This window comes from Streptomyces sp. NPDC041940 (assembly GCF_055589465.1).
Genome location: NZ_JBVJBP010000031.1, coordinates 17,383 through 37,262 on the forward strand (window position 1 = coordinate 17,383; position 19,880 = coordinate 37,262).

The window sequence follows — 19,880 nt, forward strand, 5'->3', positions numbered from 1 at the left end:
CCGGCCGCTACCAGGTGCCTTCCCCCGGCACCAGGCGGCCGGCCTTGCGGTACTCGCGGCGGGCGCCCTCCAGGAGGTCGTCCGCCGTCACCGTGTCCCCGCGCCCGGCCGCCAGGTACGCGGCGGTCACCACCGCGCTGCGGATGGAGCCGCCCGCCAGTTCGAAGCCGCTCGCCACCGCGTCGAGTTCGATGCCGTCGGCGCTGGGGACATGCGACAGGCTGTGCCGCCACAGCGCGAGGCGCTGTCCGGCGTCCGGGAACGGGAAGTCGACGATCAGGTCCAGGCGCCGGGTGAACGCCTCGTCGATGTTGGCGCGCAGGTTGGTGGTGAGGAGTGCGATGCCGTCGAAGGACTCCAGCCGCTGGAGCAGGTAGGCGCTCTCCAGGTTGGCGTACCGGTCGTGCGCGTCCTTCACCTCGGACCGCTTGCCGAAGACGGCGTCGGCCTCGTCGAAGAGGAGCACCGCGTCGGTGCGGTCGGCCTCGGTGAAGATGCGTTCCAGGTTCTTCTCGGTCTCGCCGACGTACTTGTCGACGACGGACGACAGCTGGACGACGTAGAGATCGAGCCCGAGGTCGGCCGCGACGACCTCCGCCGAGAGGGTCTTGCCGGTGCCGGACTCGCCCGCGAACAGGCCGAGGACGCCCCGGCCCCGGCCGCCGCCCGCGCTGAGCCGCCAGTCGCCGAGGACCCGGTCGCGGTGGCGGGCGCGCAGGGCGAGTTCCCGCAGCTGGGTCAGGGGCCCGTCCGGCAGGACGAGGTCGCGCCAGTCCACGTCGGGCCGGATCCGGCGGGCGTGCTGCTCCAGGCCGGAGGCGGACTGCTGCCGGGCGGCGAGGCGCAGATGGGCGGGGGAGAGCGGGGTCCCGTCGAAGTCGGCGAGGCCCCGGGCCGCGCGGGCGGCACGGGCGATGTGCTCACCGGCGAGGTGGTACGGGGCGACGGTGGCGGCCAGGTCGAAGCCGGGTTCTCCGCCGAGGGCGGCCGACCAGGCGTCCACCGCGCCCGCGCGCCGTGCGGGTGCCTCCAGGACGAGGGGGTCCTGGTCGCACCACTGGGGGTCGTACGGGCGGGACCCGGTCACCAGCACCGGCACGTCGACCGCCGCGGCCAACTCCCGGAACAACGAAGCCGGTTGCTCCGGCAGCCCCGTGACGACGACCGCGCGGTCACTCAGCCGGGCCTCCCGCAGCAGGTCCGGGACACGGTCCTCGGGCCCCGTGAACCGCACGGCCGCGACGCCCGCGGCGCGCAGGGCGGCGTCCACACAGGGGAGCCCGTCGCCCTCACGGCGCTCGCGCAGATACACGGTGAGCGGCGTCCCGGAAACCAGCCGGGCGGCCAGCCGCCGGGCGATCCGGTCGGCCTCACCGTCCGGGGCGGGGCCCCGGGGGTTTGCGCGGGGGGCAGGCGCGCCGTGGTCGGGGGCTCGGTGGTCGGCGCCGGGGGGCGGTGCGTCTTGGCCGGTGTGGTCGGTACCGGGGGCGCGTGTGTCGTGGTCAAGTCCCCGGTGGTCGGCGTCGGCGGGCGATGCGCCTTGGCCGGTGCGGGCCGCGCCGGGCGGTCGGGCGTCGCCGTCAGGTCCCCGGAGGTCGGTGCCGGGGGCCCGGGCGTCCCGGTCGGGAGCCCGGAGGTCCGTGCGGGCAGCAGGTGCGTCCTGGCCCGGCCCTCGGAGGTCCGCACCCGGCTCCGGGGCGGGCAGCGCGTGCAGATGACCGGTGAGTGACGCGTCGGGGGTGTCGTCGCCGAGGAGGTGGGCCACGAGGCGGTCCGGTACGCGCAGGGCGCGGCTGAGGAAGGGGCGTTCGGGGTCCTCCACGGTGAGGAGCCCGAGCACGGACAGGGGGGCCGCGGGATGCAGGCGGGCCCGGCCCTCGGCCAGATGGACGGGGATCCCGCACAGGTCCAGGGCAAGCGCGACGGTGGCCCGCCGGCGGCTGACGTCGTCGTTGAGGTAGCCGTACAGCGGCTCGAAGCCGCGGTCCAGGTCGGGGGCGAGGGCGATGAGGAGCAGCGCGGTGTCGAGCTCGGTGAGGCCGAACCGGGCGGAGAGGCCGGCCAGACGGTCGCCGGGCGGCCCGCCGGTGCCGGGACAGGTGAGGGGCAACGGCTCCGCCGGGCGCAGCAGATGCCGTACGGCCTCCTCGGACAGGTACAGGCCGCGCAGCGGGTCGCCGGCCGTGGGGTCGTCGGCGGACCGGTGCTCCACCAGCAGGGCGACCCGGTCCCGCAGCTCGGCGAGGCGGGCGAGAAGCGCGGTGGCGGGGGTATCGGTGCCGGACGTCCGCGTGGTCATGTCCTGCGGTCCAGCCCCCGGCCCCGGCGGGCCGTCCTGCGAGCCTCCCGGGCCTCCTGCGCCGCCGCCACCTGCCGTGCGCTGTGCGCGCGTTCCTCCGACTTCGGCGGTGCGCCGTCGTCCACGGTGCGGACACGGACCGCGACGCCCTCGGTGACGGGCGGACCGGCGTCGTACTCGGGGTAGGCCGGGAAGGGAGCGGTGATCACGAGGTCGAGGGACGGCTTGAGTTCGCCGCCGAGCGCGGACCAGATCTCCGCGAGGGAACGCGACTCCGTCTGGGTGCCGGCCACGGACATCGGGATCGTCATGCCCAACGCGCCGAGGGAACCCGGAAGTTCGGAGGGGCCGATCAGCTCGCGCGGGATCAGCGTGGCCAGCACCGCGGACAGCAGCCGGTGTTCGTCCTGGGGCTGCTTCGTCCACGCCGTCACCAGGTACGACAGCCGGAACCAGCGGGGCGGCTGCCGGTGCTTGACGACGATGTCCCGCTCGTCGTGGATCGGGACATGGCCCCGCTGACGGCGGGCGACGTCCTCCCGGATGTCGTACAGATAGGCGTTGATCGTGGGCGCGTTGCGGCGGGCGGCCCAGTCACGCGTCGGCGCGTCGAGCGCGACGTCGATGCCGGAACCGGCCAGTGCGCCGCCGCTGAGCAGGTTCTTGAGAACCTCGTCCACTTCGTGGATCACCGATGTGCTCCCGTTCCCGCCCTGCCGTGCTGTGCGCCGCCGTATCCGATCCTGCCCTCCGCACCGCCCCGGCCCGCAGGGACGCCCGGGACGGCCACGGGGCAGAAAGCGCTGCCCGTGGGGGCGACTTCGGATGCCCGTTCGGTCAGATGTAGCCTTCCCGCAGGGCATGGGCCACGGCGTGGGCCCGGTTACGCAGGTGCAGTCGGGTGGTCAGCCCGTGCATCACGTTCTTGACGGTGCGTTCGGAGTAGGACAGCTTGCTGGCGATCTCACCGGTGTCGAGTCCCTCGGACACCAGCCGCAGTACGTCCACCTCACGGGGTGTCATCCCCGAGGCCGGAGCGCCGGTACGGCCGGCGGCGCCGCGATGCAGGGTGCCCACCTGGTTGATCAGCCGGCCGAGCAGATCGGCGGGCAGGTCGCCGTCGCCCCGGGCGGCCGCGACCACGGCCTGCACCAGCCGCGTCGCGGTGGCCTCGCGGCGCCACACGATGGCACCGACCCCGCACTCGATCACGTCCAGCAGCTCCGTCTCCCGCAGCGCGGACACCACGAGCACCGCCCGCGCGCCCTCGCTGCGCACCAGCCGGCGCAGCCGGGTCAGGGCCGTGTCGTCGAGGACGTCGTCGATGAGCAGGGCCACCGTGCCGGGGCCCGACTCGGTCTCGTCCCGCAGGTCGATCTCCGGGAACCGGCGCAGCTGGCTGAGCGCTCCCTCGCGCGATATCGGGTCCGTGGCGTGCACCGCCACGGGTATCCGGGACGCGGAGTCGGCCGTGCCGGGGCGTGTGGTCCGCGATGAGCTGAGCAACCGTTTCCCCTATGTCCACGTACGCGCCACCCCGGTGGGCTCGGTGACGCATGTGCACTCCTCACCCTTCTGGGGCGGACGGTCCGGCCGCAATCGTGGATCACCACGAGACGCACCACGAGATCGGCCCCGCGCCGACCACGAGACCGCCGACGGCCGCGCAACGGCCGTGCGGTGACGGCCCGTCCGGTTCCACCGGGGCCGGAACTCGCCGCCGTGTCACTTGTCACGGCACCAGCCCCGGGCGCGGGCCGTCCTCGACGGGGAAAGACGCCACGTCCGACCAGGGAGGCAGGAATGCCCGATCCTCAGCCCGAGCAGCTGCGGCGTGCGCGGCCTGCCGAACACCGGGAGGCCGCCGCCCTGCTGACGGCCGGCCTCGCACGCGCCCGGTCCGGAACGGGCGGCCTCGTGCTGGTGCGCGGAGCGACCGGCACCGGCCGGACCAGCGTCCTGGAGGCAGCCGCGGAGGCCGCCACCGCACAAGGCGTGCGGGTGATGCGTGCCCGCTGCTCGCCGGGATATGCGGCGGGGCCCTTCGCCGCCGTGCTCCAGCTCCTCGGACCCGTACCGGGCTCGGATCAGTGCGACCCGGCAGGCGACGAACGCGAGCAGGGCGCCGTGTTCCGGCACGCGCTGCGCTCGTACGCCGGTGAGTCCCCGCTGCTGCTCGCCGTGGACGACGTCCACCTCGCCGACGGCCCCTCGTACCGCTGGCTGGTGGAGGCCGCCCGGCACGTGGACCGATTACCTCTGCCGGTCCTGCTGGCCGTCACCGAACGCGGCCAGTACGACGTCGATCCGCCGTCCCCGGGCTTCACCCACACCCTCTCTCCGGCCCTCGTCGACACCCACACCCTGTCCCCGCTCACCCCTGACTCGGCGGCCGGCCTGGTGCGTGCGGAGCACCCGGACGCCCCCACGGCATGGGTCGAGAGCTGCGTCCGGGCCGGCGCGGGCAGCCCCCTGCTGCTGAAGGCCCTCCTGGACGACCTTGGCGCCCGCGCCGGGTACGCGACCGACGCCCCGCTCCCGTACCCCGGCCTTCCCGAGACCTCCGCCGCCCTGTACCAGGGCTCCTATGTGGCCGCCGTGCGCTGGTGGCTGGACAGTGCCGGGAACGGCACGGCCGAGGTGGCCCGGGCTCTCGCCGTGCTCGACGAGGGAAGGGAGCGGGCCGGAGGGGGAGCGGGCGGGGGCGAGGCGCCGGCCGCTCTGCTCGGAGAGCTCGCCGGTGCCGATCCGGCCCGGGTGGCGGGCTGGCTCACCGCGATGACCGGGCTCGGCCTGCTGCGCCCGGGCCCGGACGGCCTGCCCCGCTACGCCCATCCGCTGCTGAGGGACGCCGTACTCACCGGCGTCCCCGCGGCCCGGCGGCACGCGGTGCACCGGACCACCGCCGAGGCGCTGCTGCGGCGCGGAGCCCCCACCGCGGCGGTGGCACGGCACCTGCTGCGGTCCGGCCCCGTGGGCGCCTCCTGGGCCCCGGCCGTGCTGCGGGACGCCGCCTCCCTCGCGCTGCGCGACGGCCGCTCCGACGACGCCGTCGCGTTCCTGCGCAGAGCCCTGGAGGAGCCGCTGCCCGACGACCACCGGCAGCGGGTGCTGACCGAGCTGGGCTCCCTGGAGTGCGCGGGCCGGGACTCCTCGGCCGGCATCCCCCGGCTCACCGAGGCACTGGGGCTGCACGGCACACCGCAGGACCGGGTGCGTGCCGCCGTGGCCCTGGGCACCGCGCTGGCCGGACGCGGCCGGGCCCGCGCCGCCGTGGAGGTACTGCGCACGGTGGACGGCCAGCTCACCGGAGACCCCGACCTCGGCGGCGCCCTGCAGACCGCGTCCGCCCTGCTGTCCGACCAGGACCAGACGGTCCGCAGCGACGTGTACCGCCGGCTGTCCGAGACCGCCGAGCGCTCACCGGAACTCGTGGGCCCGGCGACCCGGGCGCTGCTCGTCCGGTACGCGGCCAGCGCCGCGCTGGCCTCGGCGGACGACGCGATGCGGCAGGTGCGCGCCCTGCTCGCCGAACCGGCCCACCCGCTGACCGAGCCCTTCCTGCTCGGCACGTCCGCCGCCGTCGCCCAGTGGGCCGACGAACTCGACGAGGCCGACCGCCTCGTGGACCGCGGCCTGGCCGGACAACGACCCGACCTGCTGCACCCCATGCACGCGGCGCTGCTCAACACGCGGGCCGACATCGCCGCCGCGCGCGGCCAGTACACCCTGCTGCCCGCCGAACCCCCCACCCACTCCCAGGGCCCCTCCAACGTGCACGCCACCACCCTGATCGCACTCGTGGAGACCGGCCGCACCACGGAGGCCCGGCGCCTCGCGGACGGCTTCGACCTGCGCGAGGCGCCCGACAACTGGGAGCTGAACCGCTTCCTGTACGCGCGGGGCGTGCAGCGCGCCGACGCGGGCGACACGGCCGGGGCCCTGCACGACTTCCTGGAGTGCGGCCGCCGCCAGACCGCCCGCGAGGTGGTCAGCCCGGTCGTCACCCCGTGGCGCTCCGCCGCCGCCGAATGCCGACTGGCCCTCGGCAGCCCCCAGGAGGCGCTCGCCCTGGCCGAGGAGGAGTTGCGCCTGGCCCGGGTGTGGGGCACGCCCCGCACGGTCGGCCGCGCCCTCAGGGTGCTCGGCACGGTCACCGGCGGCCGCCGGGGCCTGCGCCTGGCCGAGGAGGCCGTGGCCCTCCTCACGGACGCCCCCGCCGCCACGGAGGGCGAGCTGGTGGCCGCGCTCCTCGCGCAGGGCCGGCAGCTGACCGCCGCCGGTGAACGTGCCCGCGCCCGGGGCTGTCTGCGGAGCGCCGCGGAACGTGCCGAGCGCCTGGGCGCGGTGCGGCTGCGGACCCTGGCGGAGGAGGCCCTGCGCGAGGGCGGGGCCCGCCGCGCCGCCACCGCCCGCACCGGCTCCGGCGCCCTCACCGGGAGCGAGCTGCGCATCGCCCGGCTGGCGGCCGGCGGCCGTACGAACGCCGAGATCGCCGGTCTCCTCCACCTCGCCCGGCGCACCGTGGAGACCCATCTGACCAGCACGTACAAGAAGCTGGGCATACGGCGGAGAGGTGAGCTGGGGCGGGCGCTGAACGGGAACTGAGAAAAGTGTTATCGCCGTTCCTCCACGTCGTCTCCAGTGTGTGATCGCCGACATGGCGACGTGCCCCGGGCCGCACAAGAGTGTGCGTGCGGAACATCAGTGAACCGGACATCAGCGATCCCAGGCGTCGAGAGGCCACCGTGGACAGTCAGCACTGGCGCGCCACCGTCACGGCGGCGCGGGACGGCGACCGGCAGGCGCTGGACGAGCTGGTCGCGGGCTGGCTGCCGCTGGTCTACAACATCGTGGGCCGGGCCCTGAACGGCCACGCCGACGTCGACGACGTCGTCCAGGAGACCATGCTGCGCGCGGTCGACAACCTCGGCTCCCTGCGCGACCCGGACAGCTTCCGGTCCTGGCTGGTGGCGATCGCCATGCGGCAGATACGGGACCGCGCGCGCCGCAGGACCCCGGACCGGCTGGAGGAGACGGCGTCCTGCGACTTCGCCGAACTGACCGTGCTGCGGCTCCAGTTGGAAGGCCAGCGGCGCGAGGTCGCCGAGGCGGCGCGCTGGCTCGACGACGAGGACCGTCACCTGCTGTCGCTGTGGTGGCTGGAGGTCGCGGGCGAACTGACCCGGCGCGAACTGGCCGCCGCCGTCGGCATCACCCGGCAGCACGCCGCCGTGCGCGTCCAGCGGATGAAGGAGCGCCTGGAGACCTCGCGCGGCATCGTCCGTGCCCTGGACGGGGCCTGCGCCGACCTGCGCGAGCTGACCGGCCGCTGGAACGGCCGGCCGGACTCGGTGTGGCGCAAACGGCTGGCCCGGCACATCCGCGGCTGCGGCTACTGCGGCGGCACCCCCGAGTCCGTCGTACCGGCGGAACGCCTCCTGGTCGGCATCGCGCTCGTCCCGCTGCCCGTCGGGTTCACCCTGTCGCTCGCCTTCGGCGGCAAGACGGCCGTGGCGGTCGGCTCGGTCGGCTCGGCCGGCTGGTCCGCCAAGCTGCTCGGCGCCCTCACCAAGCCGGCCGTCGCGATGACCGCCGGCGCGACCCTCGTCGCGGGCGGCGCCTACGTCGTCACCCAGCCGCCGGACGCCCCGCCGCCCCGGGCCGCGGTCACCCCCACGGCGACGGCCACCACGTCCGGACCCGAGCCCCCGCCGTCCTCCGACCCGCCCGCCCCGAAGCCCTCGCCGAAGCCCTCACCGACGAAGAAGGCCGACCTCTACGGCACGGTCGTCGACGCCGTCGACCGCGCCCCCGATCCGAACGCCCGGCCCGCCGCCCTGCCGCGCCGCCCCGAGGCCGACATCACCAGCACCGGTGGCCCGAAGGCCGTCATGCAGCACCGGGGCGACAGCGTGACGCTGAGCGGCCGGGGCTATGTCCTGGTCCGCTGGCAGATCTCGCCCAAGTCCCGGCCCGGCGCGCTGGTCATGCCTTCCTGGACCGGTCTGAAGGGCAAGCTCTTCCACGTGGCGTCCGGCGGCTGGCGCCGGATGGACGACCCGCTGCCCGGCGCCCCGGACGGCTACGCGACCGGCATGGGCGGGCCCGCCATCGGCTACGCCGAACTGCCGTCAGGCACCCAGCAGATGTGGCAGAACGAGTACTTCTGGGTCGACGGCACCGTCACCCTCACCCAGAACGAACGGGGCTGCGACTACGGCCTGACCGTCTTCCCGTCGAACCGGCGGGCCGTGGAGGAGGACATCAACGCGGGCCCCGACCGGGGCGCCCTGCGCTACGGCCTCGTCCGCGACACCGGCACGGACAGCGCGCCGGTGCCGCAGTACGTCACCCGGTCGACCCCGGCCGATCCGGCGACGGTGCCGCAGCGCTCGCGCGTGTAGCGCACAGCACGTCGACACGGTTGGTCGTGATCGAGTCCACCCCGGCCTTCAGGAGCCGTCGCATGGAGCGGCGGGTGTCGGGGGTCCACACGGACAGCAGATACCCGTCGCGGCGCACCCGCTCGGCGAGGGGCCGGTCCACCAGCGAGAAACGGTAGTTGAGCCAGCGCGGGCGGATCGCCTCCAGCAGGACAGGCCGGGGCGGGGCCAGGGTCGTCCAGGTGAGGGCGATCTCCGCGTCCGGGTCCGCCGCGCGCACGGCGAGCATGGCGTCGGCGCCCGCGCAGTAATACACGCGGTCCGCCGCCCCGGCCTCCCCTACGGCGTCCATGACCCGGCGCACCGCCCGCACGCCGGGCGAACCGGGCAGGTCGATCATCACCCGGTGCCCGTCGGTCGCGGCCAGCGCCTCCGCCAGGGACGGCACCCCGCCGCCGGTCAGCCCGCGCACCTCCTCCCAGGACAGCGCGCGCACCGGCCGCTCCTGCTCCCAGAGCCGCTTCAGAGTGTCGTCGTGCAGCAGCACCGGCACGCCGTCCCGGGTCAGGCGTACGTCGATCTCCACCGCGTCCGCGCCCCGGTGCAGCGCGGAGCGCAGCGAGGCCACGGTGTTCTCGCGGTGCCGGTAGGGGTCGCCGCGGTGGCCGACGGCGAGGGGAACGGAGGTCACCGGTCGAGCCACCCCGCGGTGTACGTGTCGATCTCGCCCTTGATCCTGGCCTTGCCCGCCGCGTCCAGGAAGGACACGTCGACGGCGTTCTTCGCCAGCTCGGCCAGGCCCCGCTCGTCGAGGCCGAGCAGCCGGGCGGCCACCGCGTACTCGTTGTCGAGGTCGGTGCCGAACATCGGCGGGTCGTCGGAGTTGATCGTGACGACGACCCCGGCCTCGACGAACTCCTTGAGGGGGTGCTCGTCGAGGGTGCGGACCGCGCGCGTGGCGATGTTGGAGGTCGGGCACACCTCCAGCGCGATCCGGTGCTCGGCGAGGTGCGCGAGGAGCTTCGGGTCCTGTGCGGAGCTGGTGCCGTGGCCTATGCGCTCGGCCCGCAGATGTGTGAGGGCGTCCCACACCGTCTCCGGGCCCGTGGTCTCGCCCGCGTGCGGTACGGAGTGCAGCCCGGCCGCGATCGCCCGGTCGAAGTACGGCTTGAACTGCGGACGCGGCACGCCGACTTCGGGCCCGCCCAGGCCGAAGGAGACCAGGCCCTCCGGGCGCAGCCGGTCGTCGGTGGCGAGCCGGGCCGTCTCCTCGGCGGCCTCCAGACCGGCCTCGCCGGGGATGTCGAAGCACCAGCGCAGCACGGTCCCGAACTCGGACTCGGCGGCCTTGCGGGCCTCCTCGATCGCCTCCATGAAGGCACGCTCGTCGATGCCGCGGCGGGTGGAGGAGAACGGCGTGATGGTCAGCTCGGCGTACCGCACCTGCTGCCGGGCCAGGTCACGGGCCACCTCGTAGGTGAGCAGCCGGACGTCCTCCGGGGTGCGGATCAGATCGACGACCGACAGGTACACCTCGATGAAATGGGCGAAGTCGGTGAAGGTGAAGTAGTCGACCAGGGCCGCGGGGTCGGTCGGCACCTTGGAGTCGGGATGCCGGGCGGCCAGCTCGGACACGATCCGGGGAGAGGCGGAACCCACGTGGTGCACATGCAGTTCGGCCTTGGGCAGTTCCGCGATGAACGCCGCGAGATCGCGCGGGGCGTGGGGGTCGACGAGATGCTGGGTCAAGGTTCCTCCCCGGAACGGCGCCCCGGCCGGCACGAGGCGGGCGGGGCGCGGGTGATCGGCTGATCAATGACTCAAGCCTCATCGTAGGCGGTGCGACAACGCAGCCCTCAGGGGCGCGGGGAACTGCGCGACCAGCCCCGACGCACCCGCACGACGGCACGCACCGAACCGCCCCGTAGCATGACGACACGAACGATCCCGGGGGGATACAAGATGACGGACGCGACGCAGCCGGACGGAAACAGCCACGACCCGTGGGCGCCGCCGGAGCACAAGACCTCACTCGACAAGAACCAGACGCCACCGCCGCCGTCCGTGCACGACCAGGCCACGGTCACCTCGATGCCGGGCTTCACCCCGCCCACCGGCACGCCGCAGTACGACACCTCCGGCACCGGCGCCGTACCTCCACCGCCCGCCGCCCCCACCGCCCCCGGCGGCTACGGCTACCCCGGCTACCCCCAGACGGGCTCCGGTTACCCCCAGACGGGCTCCGGTTACCCGCAAAGCGGCGGCTACGGCTGGCCCGGCATGCCCCCGGCCCCCCAGAACGGCATGGGCATAGCGGCGATGGTGCTCGGCATCGTCTCCTGCACCCTCTTCTGCCTCTACGGCGTGGTCTCCCTCGTCACCGGCATCCTCGCCGTGGTCTTCGGCATCAAGGGCCGCAAGCGCGCCGAGGCCGGAGTCGCCACCAACCACGGCCAGGCCCAGGCGGGCCTGATCATGGGCATCATCGGGATCATCCTCGGCATCACCGTGATCGTGCTGATCGCCGTCGGCATCACGGCCGCGATCAACAGCGACACCTCGTCCGACGACGACCCGTACTACGGCGCCCGCGGTCCCGTGGCCACCGCCCCGTCCCACCGCTGAAACACCCGTCCTCCCCGGCGGACTTGGCCACTACGATGCCTTGGTCTGACAACGAGGGGAGAACGTCCATGTCCAACACCAACCCCACCCCCGGTGGGTTCGGTCCGCCGTCCCAGCCGCCGCAGCCCCCGCAGCAGCCGGCCCCCGGCTACGGCTACCCGCAGCAGTCCGGCCCGGGCTACGGCTACCCCCAGGGCAGCCCCGGCTACCCGGCCGCGCCGCCCGCCGCCTACCCGCAGGCGCCCGGCTACGCGATGCCCGCGCAGCCGAGCAACGGCATGGGAACCACCGGACTGGTGCTGGGCATCATCGGCGTGGTGTGCAGCCTGACCTTCTTCCTGTGGTTCTTCGGCGTGATCCTGGGCATCCTGGGCATCATCTTCGGCGCCATCGGCCGTGGCAAGGCGACCCGTGGCGAGGCCACCAACAAGGGCGCGGCGACCGCCGGCCTGGTCTGCGGCATCATCGCGACCGTGATCCTGCCGCTGCTGGGCTTCCTGCTCTTCGCCAGCATCATGGGCGGGCTCGGCGCCGCGAGCTGACGCCGCCGCTCACAGGGGGCCGGTCCCATGGACCGGCCCCTCACTCATGCCCCGCGCAGCCGCTCCCGCGCCGCCATCAGCGCGAACCCCAGCAGGTTCGGCCCCCGCCACCGCTCCGGATCCGACGCCGCCTCGTCGTCCGCGGCCAGCCCGATGCCCCACACCCGGTCCACGGGGCTGGCCTCGACCAGCACCCTTTCGCCGGTGCTCAGCAGGAACTCCCGCAGCCTCGGATGCGCGGCGAACTTGTGGACGCTGCCGTCCACGACGATCCGGAACCGCTCCCGCTCCCATATCGCCTCGTCGAAGCCGCGCACCAGCCGCCCGGCCTTCTTCGCCCCGGCGGGATGCCCGGCGGCCAGCACGGCACGCTCCGCCGCCGCGTCCCCGAACAGCCGGGCCTTGCCCGCCATCATCCAGTGCTCGGCCGTCGCGTACTCCACGCCGGCCACCGTGAACGGCGCGGGCCACCACTGGCTCAGACAACTCGGTCCGACACGGCCGTCCGGCCGCGGCCGGTGCCCCCAGAAATGCAGATACTTGATCCTCGCCCCGCCCTGGGACGCCCTGATCAGGGCCTCCCGGGAATCGACCGCCCCCGTGATCTTCTCCATGCACGCGAGTCTGACAGGCACCACTGACACACCGTCCTGCCTTTTCGCGGCGGACTCGACACCTGGTCGACAGATTCCGTCGCGTAACCAAAAGTCAACAACGGAATCCCTTGTTGGTGTGTCATTGCTCTGCCAGGATCGGCACTCAAATCGAGCCTGAGCCACGCCGGCCCCCACCAGGGGACACGGAGGAGAGCCACATGCACAACCCGGGCAACGCCACCCCGGACCGATTTCCGGCCGCGGAGCGCTTCGCGGAGGGCGCGCAGTTCATCGCGGGCCGTCTGACCAGGGGCACCTCCGGCCGTACCCACGCGGTCGTCGACCCGGCGTCGGGCGAGGAGGTCCTGCGCTACGAACTGGCCGGCACGGCCGACGTCGACCGGGCCGTCGCCGCCGCCCGCGAGGCCTTCCCCGGCTGGGCGGGGACCACGCCCGGCGAGCGTTCCGACGCCCTGCACCGGTTCGCCGCCGTCCTGGCCGACCGGGCCGAGGACTTCGCCCGCGCCGAGTCGCTGCAGTGCGGCAAGCCGCTGAAGCTGTCCCGCGAGTTCGACGTCCCGGGGTCCATCGACAACACCGCCTTCTTCGCCGGTGCCGCGCGGCATCTCCAGGGACAGTCGGCCGGTGAGTACTCCGGCGACCACACCTCGTACGTCCGGCGTGAGCCCATCGGCGTGGTCGGGTCGATCGCGCCCTGGAACTATCCCCTCCAGATGGCCGCCTGGAAGGTCCTCCCGGCGATCGCGGCGGGCAACACCATCGTCCTGAAGCCCGCCGAGCTCACCCCGCTGACCTCGCTGCTCTTCGCCCAGGCGGCGACGGACGCCGGGATCCCGGACGGTGTCGTCAACATCGTCACCGGCACCGGCAAGGAGGCCGGTGAGCATCTCGTCGGCCACCCCGACGTGGCCATGACCTCCTTCACCGGCTCCACCGCCGTCGGCAAGCGCGTCGCGGAGATCGCCACCGCCACCGTCAAGCGCCTCCATCTGGAGCTCGGCGGCAAGGCGCCCTTCGTGGTCTTCGACGACGCCGACCCGGAGGCCGCCGCCCACGGCGCGGTCGCGGGCGCCCTTATCAACACCGGGCAGGACTGCACGGCCGCCACGCGCGCGTATGTGCAGCGGCCGCTGTACGAGGCCTTCGTGGAGCGGACCGCCGCGCTCATGGAGACCGTCCGGCTCGGCGACCCGTTCGCCGCCGGCACCGACCTCGGGCCGCTGATCTCGCACGCCCAGCGGGACCGGGTCGCCGGTTTCGTCGACCGGGCGCGTGCCTACGCGCGCGTGGTGACCGGCGGAGAGGCACCGGAAGGCGAGCTGGCCAAGGGCGCCTACTACCGGCCCACCCTCATCGCCGACGCCGCCCAGGACAGTGAGGTCGTCCAGTCGGAGATCTTCGGGCCGGTCCTGGTGGTGCTGCCCTTCGACACCGACGACGAGGGCATCGCGCTCGCCAACGACACGCCCTACGGGCTCGCCGCCTCCGCCTGGAGCCGGGACGTGTACCGGGCCAACCGGGCCACGCGCGAGATCAAGGCGGGCTGCGTCTGGGTCAACGACCACATCCCGATCATCAGCGAGATGCCGCACGGCGGTCACAAGGCCTCCGGCTACGGCAAGGACATGTCCGCGTACTCGTTCGAGGAGTACACCCAGATCAAGCACGTCATGTTCGACAACACCGCGGTGGCCGCGAAGGACTGGCACCGCACCGTCTTCGGGGACCGATAGCAGGACGTCAGGCCGCCCGACCCGCGGCCGCCCACCCTCCGAAAGGGCACCACGCGCATGGAGCAGTACGAGCCCGACCGCCTGTCCCCGGCCCAAGTGGCCGCCATGCGGCGCAGCTTCAGGAACGGCAGGGCCGCCCTCACCCGGCGGTCCCTGCTCCGCGCCTCCGCCGGCGGGGCGCTCGCGGCCGGCGGACTCGGGACCCTGAGCGCCTGCGGCATCCCGGCGGCGGGCCAGTCCCAGGGCGGCGTCTCGGCCGAGGACCACTCGGCGAAGGAGAAGACGGTCGCCTTCTCCAACTGGACCGAGTACATGGACGTCGACGACAGCGGCAAGCACCACCCGACGCTGGAGCAGTTCACGAAACGCACCGGCGTCAAGGTCAAGTACACCGAGGACATCAACGACAACAACGAGTTCTTCGGCAAGATCAAGCCGCAGCTCGCCGCGGGCCAGGACACCGGCCGGGACCTGATCGTCCTCACCGACTGGCTGGCCGGACGGCTCATCCGCCTCGGCTGGGTGCAGAAGCTCGACCCGAGCAATCTGCCGCACGCCTACGCCAACCTGTCGGCCCAGTTCCGCAGCCCCGACTGGGACCCGGGCCGCGCCTACTCGTACGTCTGGCAGGGCATCTCCACCGTCATCGCGTACAACAAGAAGGCCCTCGACGGCGTCGAGGTGAAGTCACTCTCCGACCTGCTGGACAACCCCAGGCTCAAGGGGCGCGTCGGCTTCCTCTCGGAGATGCGCGACAGCATCGGAATGACGCTCCTCGACATGGGCAAGGACCCGGCGAAGTTCACCGCCGACGACTACGACGCGGCCATAGCCCGGCTCCAGAAGGCCGTCGACAAGGGCCAGATCCGCCGCTTCACCGGCAACGACTACACCTCGGACCTGACCAGCGGCGACTTCGCCGCCTGCGTCGCCTGGGCCGGGGACGTCGTCCAGCTCAAGGCGGACAGCCCCGACATCGACTTCCTCGTCCCGGACAGCGGCTACATGACGTCGACCGACAACCTGCTGATCCCCAACAAGGCCCGGCACAAGACGAACGCCGAGCGGCTCATCGACTTCTACTACGAGCCGAAGCCGGCCGCCGAACTCGCCGCGTACATCAACTATGTGTGCCCCGTCGACGGGGTGAAGGCCGAGCTGGAGAAGATCGACAAGGACGCGGCGAACAACCCGCTGATCATCCCCGACAAGGCCATGGCCGCGAAGTCCCACGCCTTCCGCTCGCTGAGCTCGAAGGAAGAGACCGAGTTCGAAGCGAAGTTCGCGAAGCTGACGGGGGCGTGACCTCGATGACGACCAAGACGACCCAGGCAGACCCCACCGGCGACGTCCGCCTCAAGGGCATAGCCAAGACCTACGGCGCCTTCACCGCCGTCCACCCGCTCGACCTGACCGTGCCGCAGGGCTCCTTCTTCGCCCTGCTCGGCGCCTCCGGCTGTGGCAAGACCACCACCCTGCGCATGATCGCCGGCCTGGAGGAACCTTCCGCCGGGACCGTGTCGCTGGGCGACCAGGACGTGACCGCCCTCCCGCCGTACAAGCGGCCGGTGAACACGGTCTTCCAGTCGTACGCCCTCTTCCCGCACCTCGACATCTTCGAGAACGTCGCCTTCGGTCTGCGCCGGCGCGGCATCAAGTCGGTGAAGAAGCAGGTCGGCGAGATGCTCGACCTCGTGCAGCTCGGCGAGCAGGCCCGCAAGAAGCCGCACCAGCTCTCCGGCGGCCAGCAGCAGCGCGTCGCCGTGGCCCGCGCGCTGATCAACCACCCCAAGGTGCTCCTGCTCGACGAGCCGCTCGGCGCCCTCGACCTCAAACTGCGCCGCCAGATGCAGCTGGAGCTCAAGCGCATCCAGACCGAGGTCGGCATCACCTTCGTCCACGTCACGCACGACCAGGAGGAGGCCATGACCATGGCCGACACGGTCGCCGTGATGAACGCGGGCCGCGTGGAACAGCTGGGCGCGCCCACCGACCTCTACGAGAACCCGCGCACCACGTTCGTCGCCAACTTCCTCGGCACCTCGAACTTCATCGAGGCCGAGGTCGACTCCAGGAGCGGCGACGAGATCGTGCTGAAGGCGGGCGGCGGCAAGCTCGTCCTGCCCGAGGCGCGATGTTCGGTGCCTGCGAGCACCGGCGGCAAGGTGCTGGTCGGGGTCCGACCGGAGAAGATATCCCTCACCCACGCGGACGACGCCGGCGAGATACCGGAGGGCCGCAACCGCATCACGGGCCGGATCGCCGACTCCAGCTTCATCGGCGTCTCGACGCAGTACGTGGTCGACAGCCCGGTCTGTTCCGACTTCGAGGTCTACGCCCAGAACATCGACCGCGACCCCCGCCTGGTGCCCGGCGCCGAGGTCGTCCTGCACTGGAACCCGGCCCACACCTTCGGTCTGGACGCCGACCAGGACGCCGACGCCGGAGTGGAAGAGGCGGCCTGATGTCCACACTCACCGAGGCGCCACCGCCCCTCGCACCGGAAGCCCCCGAGCCGAAACCCCCGAAGCGCAGAGGCCGCTGGACCCCGTACTGGCTGCTGCTGCCCGGCATCCTCTGGCTGGTGGTCTTCTTCGCGCTGCCGATGATCTACCAGGCCTCCACGTCCGTACAGACGGGCTCCCTGGAGGAGGGCTACAAGGTCACCTGGCACTTCGCCACGTACTGGGACGCGCTGTCCGCGTACTGGCCGCAGTTCATCAGGTCCGTGCTCTACGCCGGCACCGCCACGATCCTGTGCCTGCTGCTCGGCTACCCGCTCGCGTATCTGATCGCCTTCCGCGCGGGCCGCTGGCGGAACCTGATCATGATCCTGGTGATCGCGCCGTTCTTCACCAGCTTCCTGATCCGCACCCTCGCCTGGAAGACGATCCTCGCGGACGGCGGCCCGCTGGTCGGCGCGCTCGACACGCTGCACGTCCTGGACGTCACCAACTGGCTCGGCTGGACCGCCGGCGACCGCGTCCTGGCCACGCCGCTCGCCGTGGTCTGCGGTCTGACGTACAACTTCCTGCCGTTCATGATCCTGCCGCTCTACAGCTCGCTGGAGCGCATCGACGGCCGGCTGCACGAGGCCGCGGGCGATCTGTACGCCCGGCCCTCGACGACCTTCCGCAAGGTCACCTTCCCGCTGTCGATGCCGGGTGTCGTCTCCGGCACGCTGCTCACCTTCATCCCGGCGACCGGCGACTACGTCAACGCCGACCTCCTCGGCTCCACGGACACCCGCATGGTCGGAAACGTCATCCAGACGCAGTTCCTGAGAGTGCTGGACTATCCGACGGCGGCCGCGCTCTCCTTCATTCTCATGGCGGCCATTCTGCTCATGGTCACCCTCTACCTCCGAAGGTCCGGGACGGAGGATCTGGTCTAAATGCCCTTCGTCAACTGGCTCAAGAGAAATCTCGTCGTCATCGCGGGACTGCTGACACTCGGCTATCTCCTGCTGCCGAACATCATCGTGACGGTGTTCTCCTTCAACAAACCGAAGGGGCGCTTCAACTACGAATGGCAGCGGTTCTCGCTGGACGCCTGGAAGGACCCGTGCGGGGTCTCCGACCTGTGCGGCTCGCTGTCGCTCAGTCTGCAGATCGCCGTCTGGGCGACGCTCGGTGCCACCCTTCTCGGCACTCTGATCGCCTTCGCGCTGGTCCGCTACCGGTTCCGCGCCCGCTCCGCCGTGAACTCGCTGATCTTCCTGCCGATGGCGATGCCCGAGGTCGTCATGGCCGCCTCGCTGCTCACCCTGTTCCTCAACATGGGCGCCCAGCTGGGCTTCTGGACGATCCTCATCGCGCACATCATGTTCTGCCTGAGTTTCGTGGTCACGGCCGTCAAGGCGCGCGTGATGTCGATGGACCCCAAACTGGAGGAGGCGGCACGGGACCTCTACGCGGGCCCGTTCCAGACCTTCGTCCGGGTCACCCTGCCGATCGCGGCTCCGGGTATCGCCGCGGGCGCGCTGCTCGCCTTCGCGCTGTCCTTCGACGATTTCATCATCACCAATTTCAACGCGGGCTCCACCGTCACCTTCCCCATGTTCGTCTGGGGCTCGGCGCAGCGCGGAACGCCCGTTCAGATCAATGTCATCGGCACGGCCATGTTCATCGTCGCCGTACTGTTCGTCCTGGTTTCCATGGCGGTCGGAAACCGCCGGAACAAGCAAAAGGCATAGCCGTAGGGAGTTGAAATCATGGCCCCGAGCGCCATGAATCAGTGGACTCGTTCACTCTCCGATGTCCAGCCGGTCCCGTACTGGCTGGACGACCCCGGCCGGCCCCGTCCGGAACCCGCCCTCACCACCTCCGAGACCTGCGACCTGCTGGTCGTCGGCGGCGGCTACAGCGGACTGTGGACGGCGCTGATCGCCAAGGAACGCGACCCGGCACGTGACGTGGTGCTGGTGGAGGGCCGCGAGACGGGCTGGGCCGCCTCCGGCCGCAACGGCGGATTCTGCGCCGCCTCCCTCACCCACGGCCTGCCCAACGGCCTCGCCCGCTGGCCCGACGAGATCCACACGCTCCAGGAGCTCGGCACCCGCAACCTCGACGCGATCGAGGCGGCCGTCGCCCGGCACTCCATCGACTGCGACTTCGAGCGCACCGGCGAGATCGACGTCGCGACGGAGCCCTACCAGGCGCAGGAACTGCGCGAGTGGTACGAGGAGACGTCCCGCCGGGGGCTGGCCGAGGGCGTCGAGTACCTGGACGCCGACGCCGTACGGGAGCAGGTGGACTCACCCACCTTCCAGGCGGGCCTGTGGGACCGCAGGGGCGTGGCGATGCTGCACCCGGCGAAGCTCGCCTGGGGCCTGAAGCGGGCGTGCGTGGAGCTGGGCGTGCGGGTCTACGAGCACACCCCCGCCCTGACCCTGAAGCCGTACGGCCCCGGCATGGCGGTCCGCACCCCGTACGGCCGGATCCGCGCCCGCCAGGTCGCCCTCGGCACGAACATCTTCCCGAACCTGGTCAGACGCGTCCGCTCGTACACCGTCCCGGTCTACGACTACGCCCTGATGACCGAGCCGCTCACCGCCGCCCAACTGGCGTCGATCGGCTGGAAGAACCGCCAGGGACTCGGCGACAGCGCCAACCAGTTCCACTACTTCCGCCTCTCCGCCGACAACCGGATCCTGTGGGGCGGCTACGACGCGATCTACCCCTACGGCGGCCGCGTCCGCGCCGAGTACGACGACCGCCCCGAGACCTACGCCAAGCTCGCCGGGCACTTCTTCACCTGCTTCCCGCAACTGGAGGGCATCCGCTTCAGCCACGCCTGGGGCGGCGCGATCGACACCTGCTCCCGCTTCTCGGCGTTCTTCGGCACCGCCCACCAGAAGAAGGTCGCCTACGCGGCGGGCTACACCGGCCTGGGCGTCGGCTCCACCCGCTTCGGCGCCGAGGTGATGCTGGACCTGCTGTCCGGTGAGCCCACGGAACGCACGGAACTGGAAATGGTCCGCAAGAAGCCCCTCCCCTTCCCCCCGGAGCCCTTCGCCTGGACGGGCATCGCCCTCACCAAGTGGTCCCTGGCCCGCGCGGACGCCCAGGGCGGCCGCCGCAACCTGTGGCTGCGCACGATGGACCGGCTGGGGCTGGGCTTCGACAGCTGATCGAGCGGGCTGATCGAATGAGATGTGAGCCGGTTCACTCCAACGA

16 protein-coding genes are annotated in these 19,880 nt (G+C 72.3%); 10 read left to right on the top strand and 6 right to left on the bottom strand.

The window, feature by feature from the left end; genetic code table 11:
- Window positions 1-7: 7 nt before the first annotated feature.
- From ACZ6I3_RS36220 to ACZ6I3_RS36230, 3 genes are all read right to left on the bottom strand, one after another.
- A complete protein-coding gene (locus ACZ6I3_RS36220; RefSeq protein WP_469420538.1) occupies window positions 8-2,299 on the bottom strand; it encodes an ATP-binding protein in 2,292 nt (763 codons plus the stop codon).
- The gene (locus ACZ6I3_RS36225; protein ID WP_469420540.1) at window positions 2,296-2,991 is read right to left on the bottom strand and encodes a Pvc16 family protein; all 696 of its coding nucleotides are present in this window, start codon (window positions 2,989-2,991) and stop codon (window positions 2,296-2,298) included. The genes ACZ6I3_RS36220 and ACZ6I3_RS36225 overlap by 4 nt, the downstream gene beginning before the upstream one ends.
- A gap of 145 nt (window positions 2,992-3,136) precedes the next feature.
- On the bottom strand, window positions 3,137-3,805 hold the full coding sequence (locus tag ACZ6I3_RS36230; protein WP_469420542.1) for a helix-turn-helix transcriptional regulator: 669 nt from the start codon (window positions 3,803-3,805) through the stop codon (window positions 3,137-3,139).
- Between the two features lie 297 nt (window positions 3,806-4,102).
- On the opposite strand from ACZ6I3_RS36230, the gene ACZ6I3_RS36235 reads away from it, so the two are divergent.
- Both ACZ6I3_RS36235 and ACZ6I3_RS36240 read left to right on the top strand, forming a co-directional pair.
- Entirely contained in the window at window positions 4,103-6,907 is a 2,805-nt protein-coding gene (locus ACZ6I3_RS36235) for an AAA family ATPase (RefSeq protein WP_469420543.1), read from the top strand.
- 140 nt (window positions 6,908-7,047) lie between these two features.
- Window positions 7,048-8,706: an RNA polymerase sigma factor gene (locus ACZ6I3_RS36240; RefSeq protein WP_469420545.1), complete on the top strand. Its 1,659-nt coding sequence runs from the start codon at window positions 7,048-7,050 to the stop codon at window positions 8,704-8,706.
- On the opposite strand, the gene ACZ6I3_RS36245 is transcribed toward ACZ6I3_RS36240, so the two are convergent.
- Both ACZ6I3_RS36245 and ACZ6I3_RS36250 read right to left on the bottom strand, forming a co-directional pair.
- Window positions 8,651-9,376, bottom strand: a complete 726-nt coding sequence (locus tag ACZ6I3_RS36245; RefSeq protein ID WP_469420546.1) for a glycerophosphodiester phosphodiesterase — start codon at window positions 9,374-9,376, stop codon at window positions 8,651-8,653. The two genes, ACZ6I3_RS36240 and ACZ6I3_RS36245, sit on opposite strands and share 56 nt — an antisense overlap.
- Entirely contained in the window at window positions 9,373-10,434 is a 1,062-nt protein-coding gene (locus ACZ6I3_RS36250) for an adenosine deaminase (RefSeq protein ID WP_469420547.1), read from the bottom strand. The genes ACZ6I3_RS36245 and ACZ6I3_RS36250 overlap by 4 nt, the downstream gene beginning before the upstream one ends.
- Before the next feature lie 213 nt (window positions 10,435-10,647).
- On the opposite strand from ACZ6I3_RS36250, the gene ACZ6I3_RS36255 reads away from it, so the two are divergent.
- Both ACZ6I3_RS36255 and ACZ6I3_RS36260 read left to right on the top strand, forming a co-directional pair.
- Complete coding sequence (locus ACZ6I3_RS36255) at window positions 10,648-11,310, top strand: DUF4190 domain-containing protein (RefSeq protein ID WP_469420549.1); 663 nt, start codon at window positions 10,648-10,650, stop codon at window positions 11,308-11,310.
- Between the two features lie 68 nt (window positions 11,311-11,378).
- A complete protein-coding gene (locus ACZ6I3_RS36260) occupies window positions 11,379-11,852 on the top strand; it encodes a DUF4190 domain-containing protein (RefSeq protein ID WP_469420551.1) in 474 nt (157 codons plus the stop codon).
- A 44-nt stretch (window positions 11,853-11,896) separates the two neighbouring features.
- Here the strand turns inward: ACZ6I3_RS36260 and ACZ6I3_RS36265 are convergent, their stop codons facing one another.
- On the bottom strand, window positions 11,897-12,466 hold the full coding sequence (locus tag ACZ6I3_RS36265; protein ID WP_469420553.1) for an NADAR family protein: 570 nt from the start codon (window positions 12,464-12,466) through the stop codon (window positions 11,897-11,899).
- Window positions 12,467-12,666: 200 nt separating this feature from the next.
- Here ACZ6I3_RS36265 and ACZ6I3_RS36270 point away from each other — a divergent pair, with 200 nt between their 5' ends.
- Genes ACZ6I3_RS36270 through ACZ6I3_RS36295 form a run of 6 tightly spaced genes read left to right on the top strand, consistent with a single transcriptional unit; the run spans window position 12,667 to window position 19,834 of the window.
- A complete protein-coding gene (locus ACZ6I3_RS36270; protein ID WP_469420555.1) occupies window positions 12,667-14,202 on the top strand; it encodes a gamma-aminobutyraldehyde dehydrogenase in 1,536 nt (511 codons plus the stop codon).
- Window positions 14,203-14,259: 57 nt separating this feature from the next.
- Window positions 14,260-15,507, top strand: coding sequence for a polyamine ABC transporter substrate-binding protein (locus ACZ6I3_RS36275; RefSeq protein WP_469420556.1), 1,248 nt, complete (start codon window positions 14,260-14,262; stop codon window positions 15,505-15,507).
- Between the two features lie 5 nt (window positions 15,508-15,512).
- Window positions 15,513-16,667 carry an ABC transporter ATP-binding protein gene (locus tag ACZ6I3_RS36280; protein ID WP_469420558.1) on the top strand — a complete coding sequence of 385 codons (1,155 nt, stop codon included), beginning with the start codon at window positions 15,513-15,515 and terminating at the stop codon, window positions 16,665-16,667.
- Window positions 16,667-17,596, top strand: a complete 930-nt coding sequence (locus tag ACZ6I3_RS36285) for an ABC transporter permease (RefSeq protein ID WP_469420560.1) — start codon at window positions 16,667-16,669, stop codon at window positions 17,594-17,596. Before ACZ6I3_RS36280 ends, ACZ6I3_RS36285 begins: the two co-directional genes overlap by 1 nt.
- A complete protein-coding gene (locus ACZ6I3_RS36290) occupies window positions 17,597-18,397 on the top strand; it encodes an ABC transporter permease (protein ID WP_469420561.1) in 801 nt (266 codons plus the stop codon).
- A gap of 18 nt (window positions 18,398-18,415) precedes the next feature.
- Complete coding sequence (locus tag ACZ6I3_RS36295; protein WP_469420563.1) at window positions 18,416-19,834, top strand: NAD(P)/FAD-dependent oxidoreductase; 1,419 nt, start codon at window positions 18,416-18,418, stop codon at window positions 19,832-19,834.
- Window positions 19,835-19,880: the final 46 nt, after the last annotated feature.

What these genes read in the sequence shown, in the direction of transcription:
- ACZ6I3_RS36280 (WP_469420558.1), top strand. Translation starts at nt 15,513, where the DNA reads ATGACGACCAAGACGACCCAGGCAGACCCCACCGGCGACGTCCGCCTC.
- ACZ6I3_RS36255 (WP_469420549.1), top strand. Translation starts at nt 10,648, where the DNA reads ATGACGGACGCGACGCAGCCGGACGGAAACAGCCACGACCCGTGGGCG.
- ACZ6I3_RS36260 (WP_469420551.1), top strand. Translation starts at nt 11,379, where the DNA reads ATGTCCAACACCAACCCCACCCCCGGTGGGTTCGGTCCGCCGTCCCAG.
- ACZ6I3_RS36265 (WP_469420553.1), bottom strand. Translation starts at nt 12,466, where the DNA reads ATGGAGAAGATCACGGGGGCGGTCGATTCCCGGGAGGCCCTGATCAGG.
- ACZ6I3_RS36295 (WP_469420563.1), top strand. Translation starts at nt 18,416, where the DNA reads ATGGCCCCGAGCGCCATGAATCAGTGGACTCGTTCACTCTCCGATGTC.
- ACZ6I3_RS36235 (WP_469420543.1), top strand. Translation starts at nt 4,103, where the DNA reads ATGCCCGATCCTCAGCCCGAGCAGCTGCGGCGTGCGCGGCCTGCCGAA.
- ACZ6I3_RS36270 (WP_469420555.1), top strand. Translation starts at nt 12,667, where the DNA reads ATGCACAACCCGGGCAACGCCACCCCGGACCGATTTCCGGCCGCGGAG.
- ACZ6I3_RS36275 (WP_469420556.1), top strand. Translation starts at nt 14,260, where the DNA reads ATGGAGCAGTACGAGCCCGACCGCCTGTCCCCGGCCCAAGTGGCCGCC.
- ACZ6I3_RS36220 (WP_469420538.1), bottom strand. Translation starts at nt 2,299, where the DNA reads ATGACCACGCGGACGTCCGGCACCGATACCCCCGCCACCGCGCTTCTC.
- ACZ6I3_RS36290 (WP_469420561.1), top strand. Translation starts at nt 17,597, where the DNA reads ATGCCCTTCGTCAACTGGCTCAAGAGAAATCTCGTCGTCATCGCGGGA.
- ACZ6I3_RS36285 (WP_469420560.1), top strand. Translation starts at nt 16,667, where the DNA reads ATGTCCACACTCACCGAGGCGCCACCGCCCCTCGCACCGGAAGCCCCC.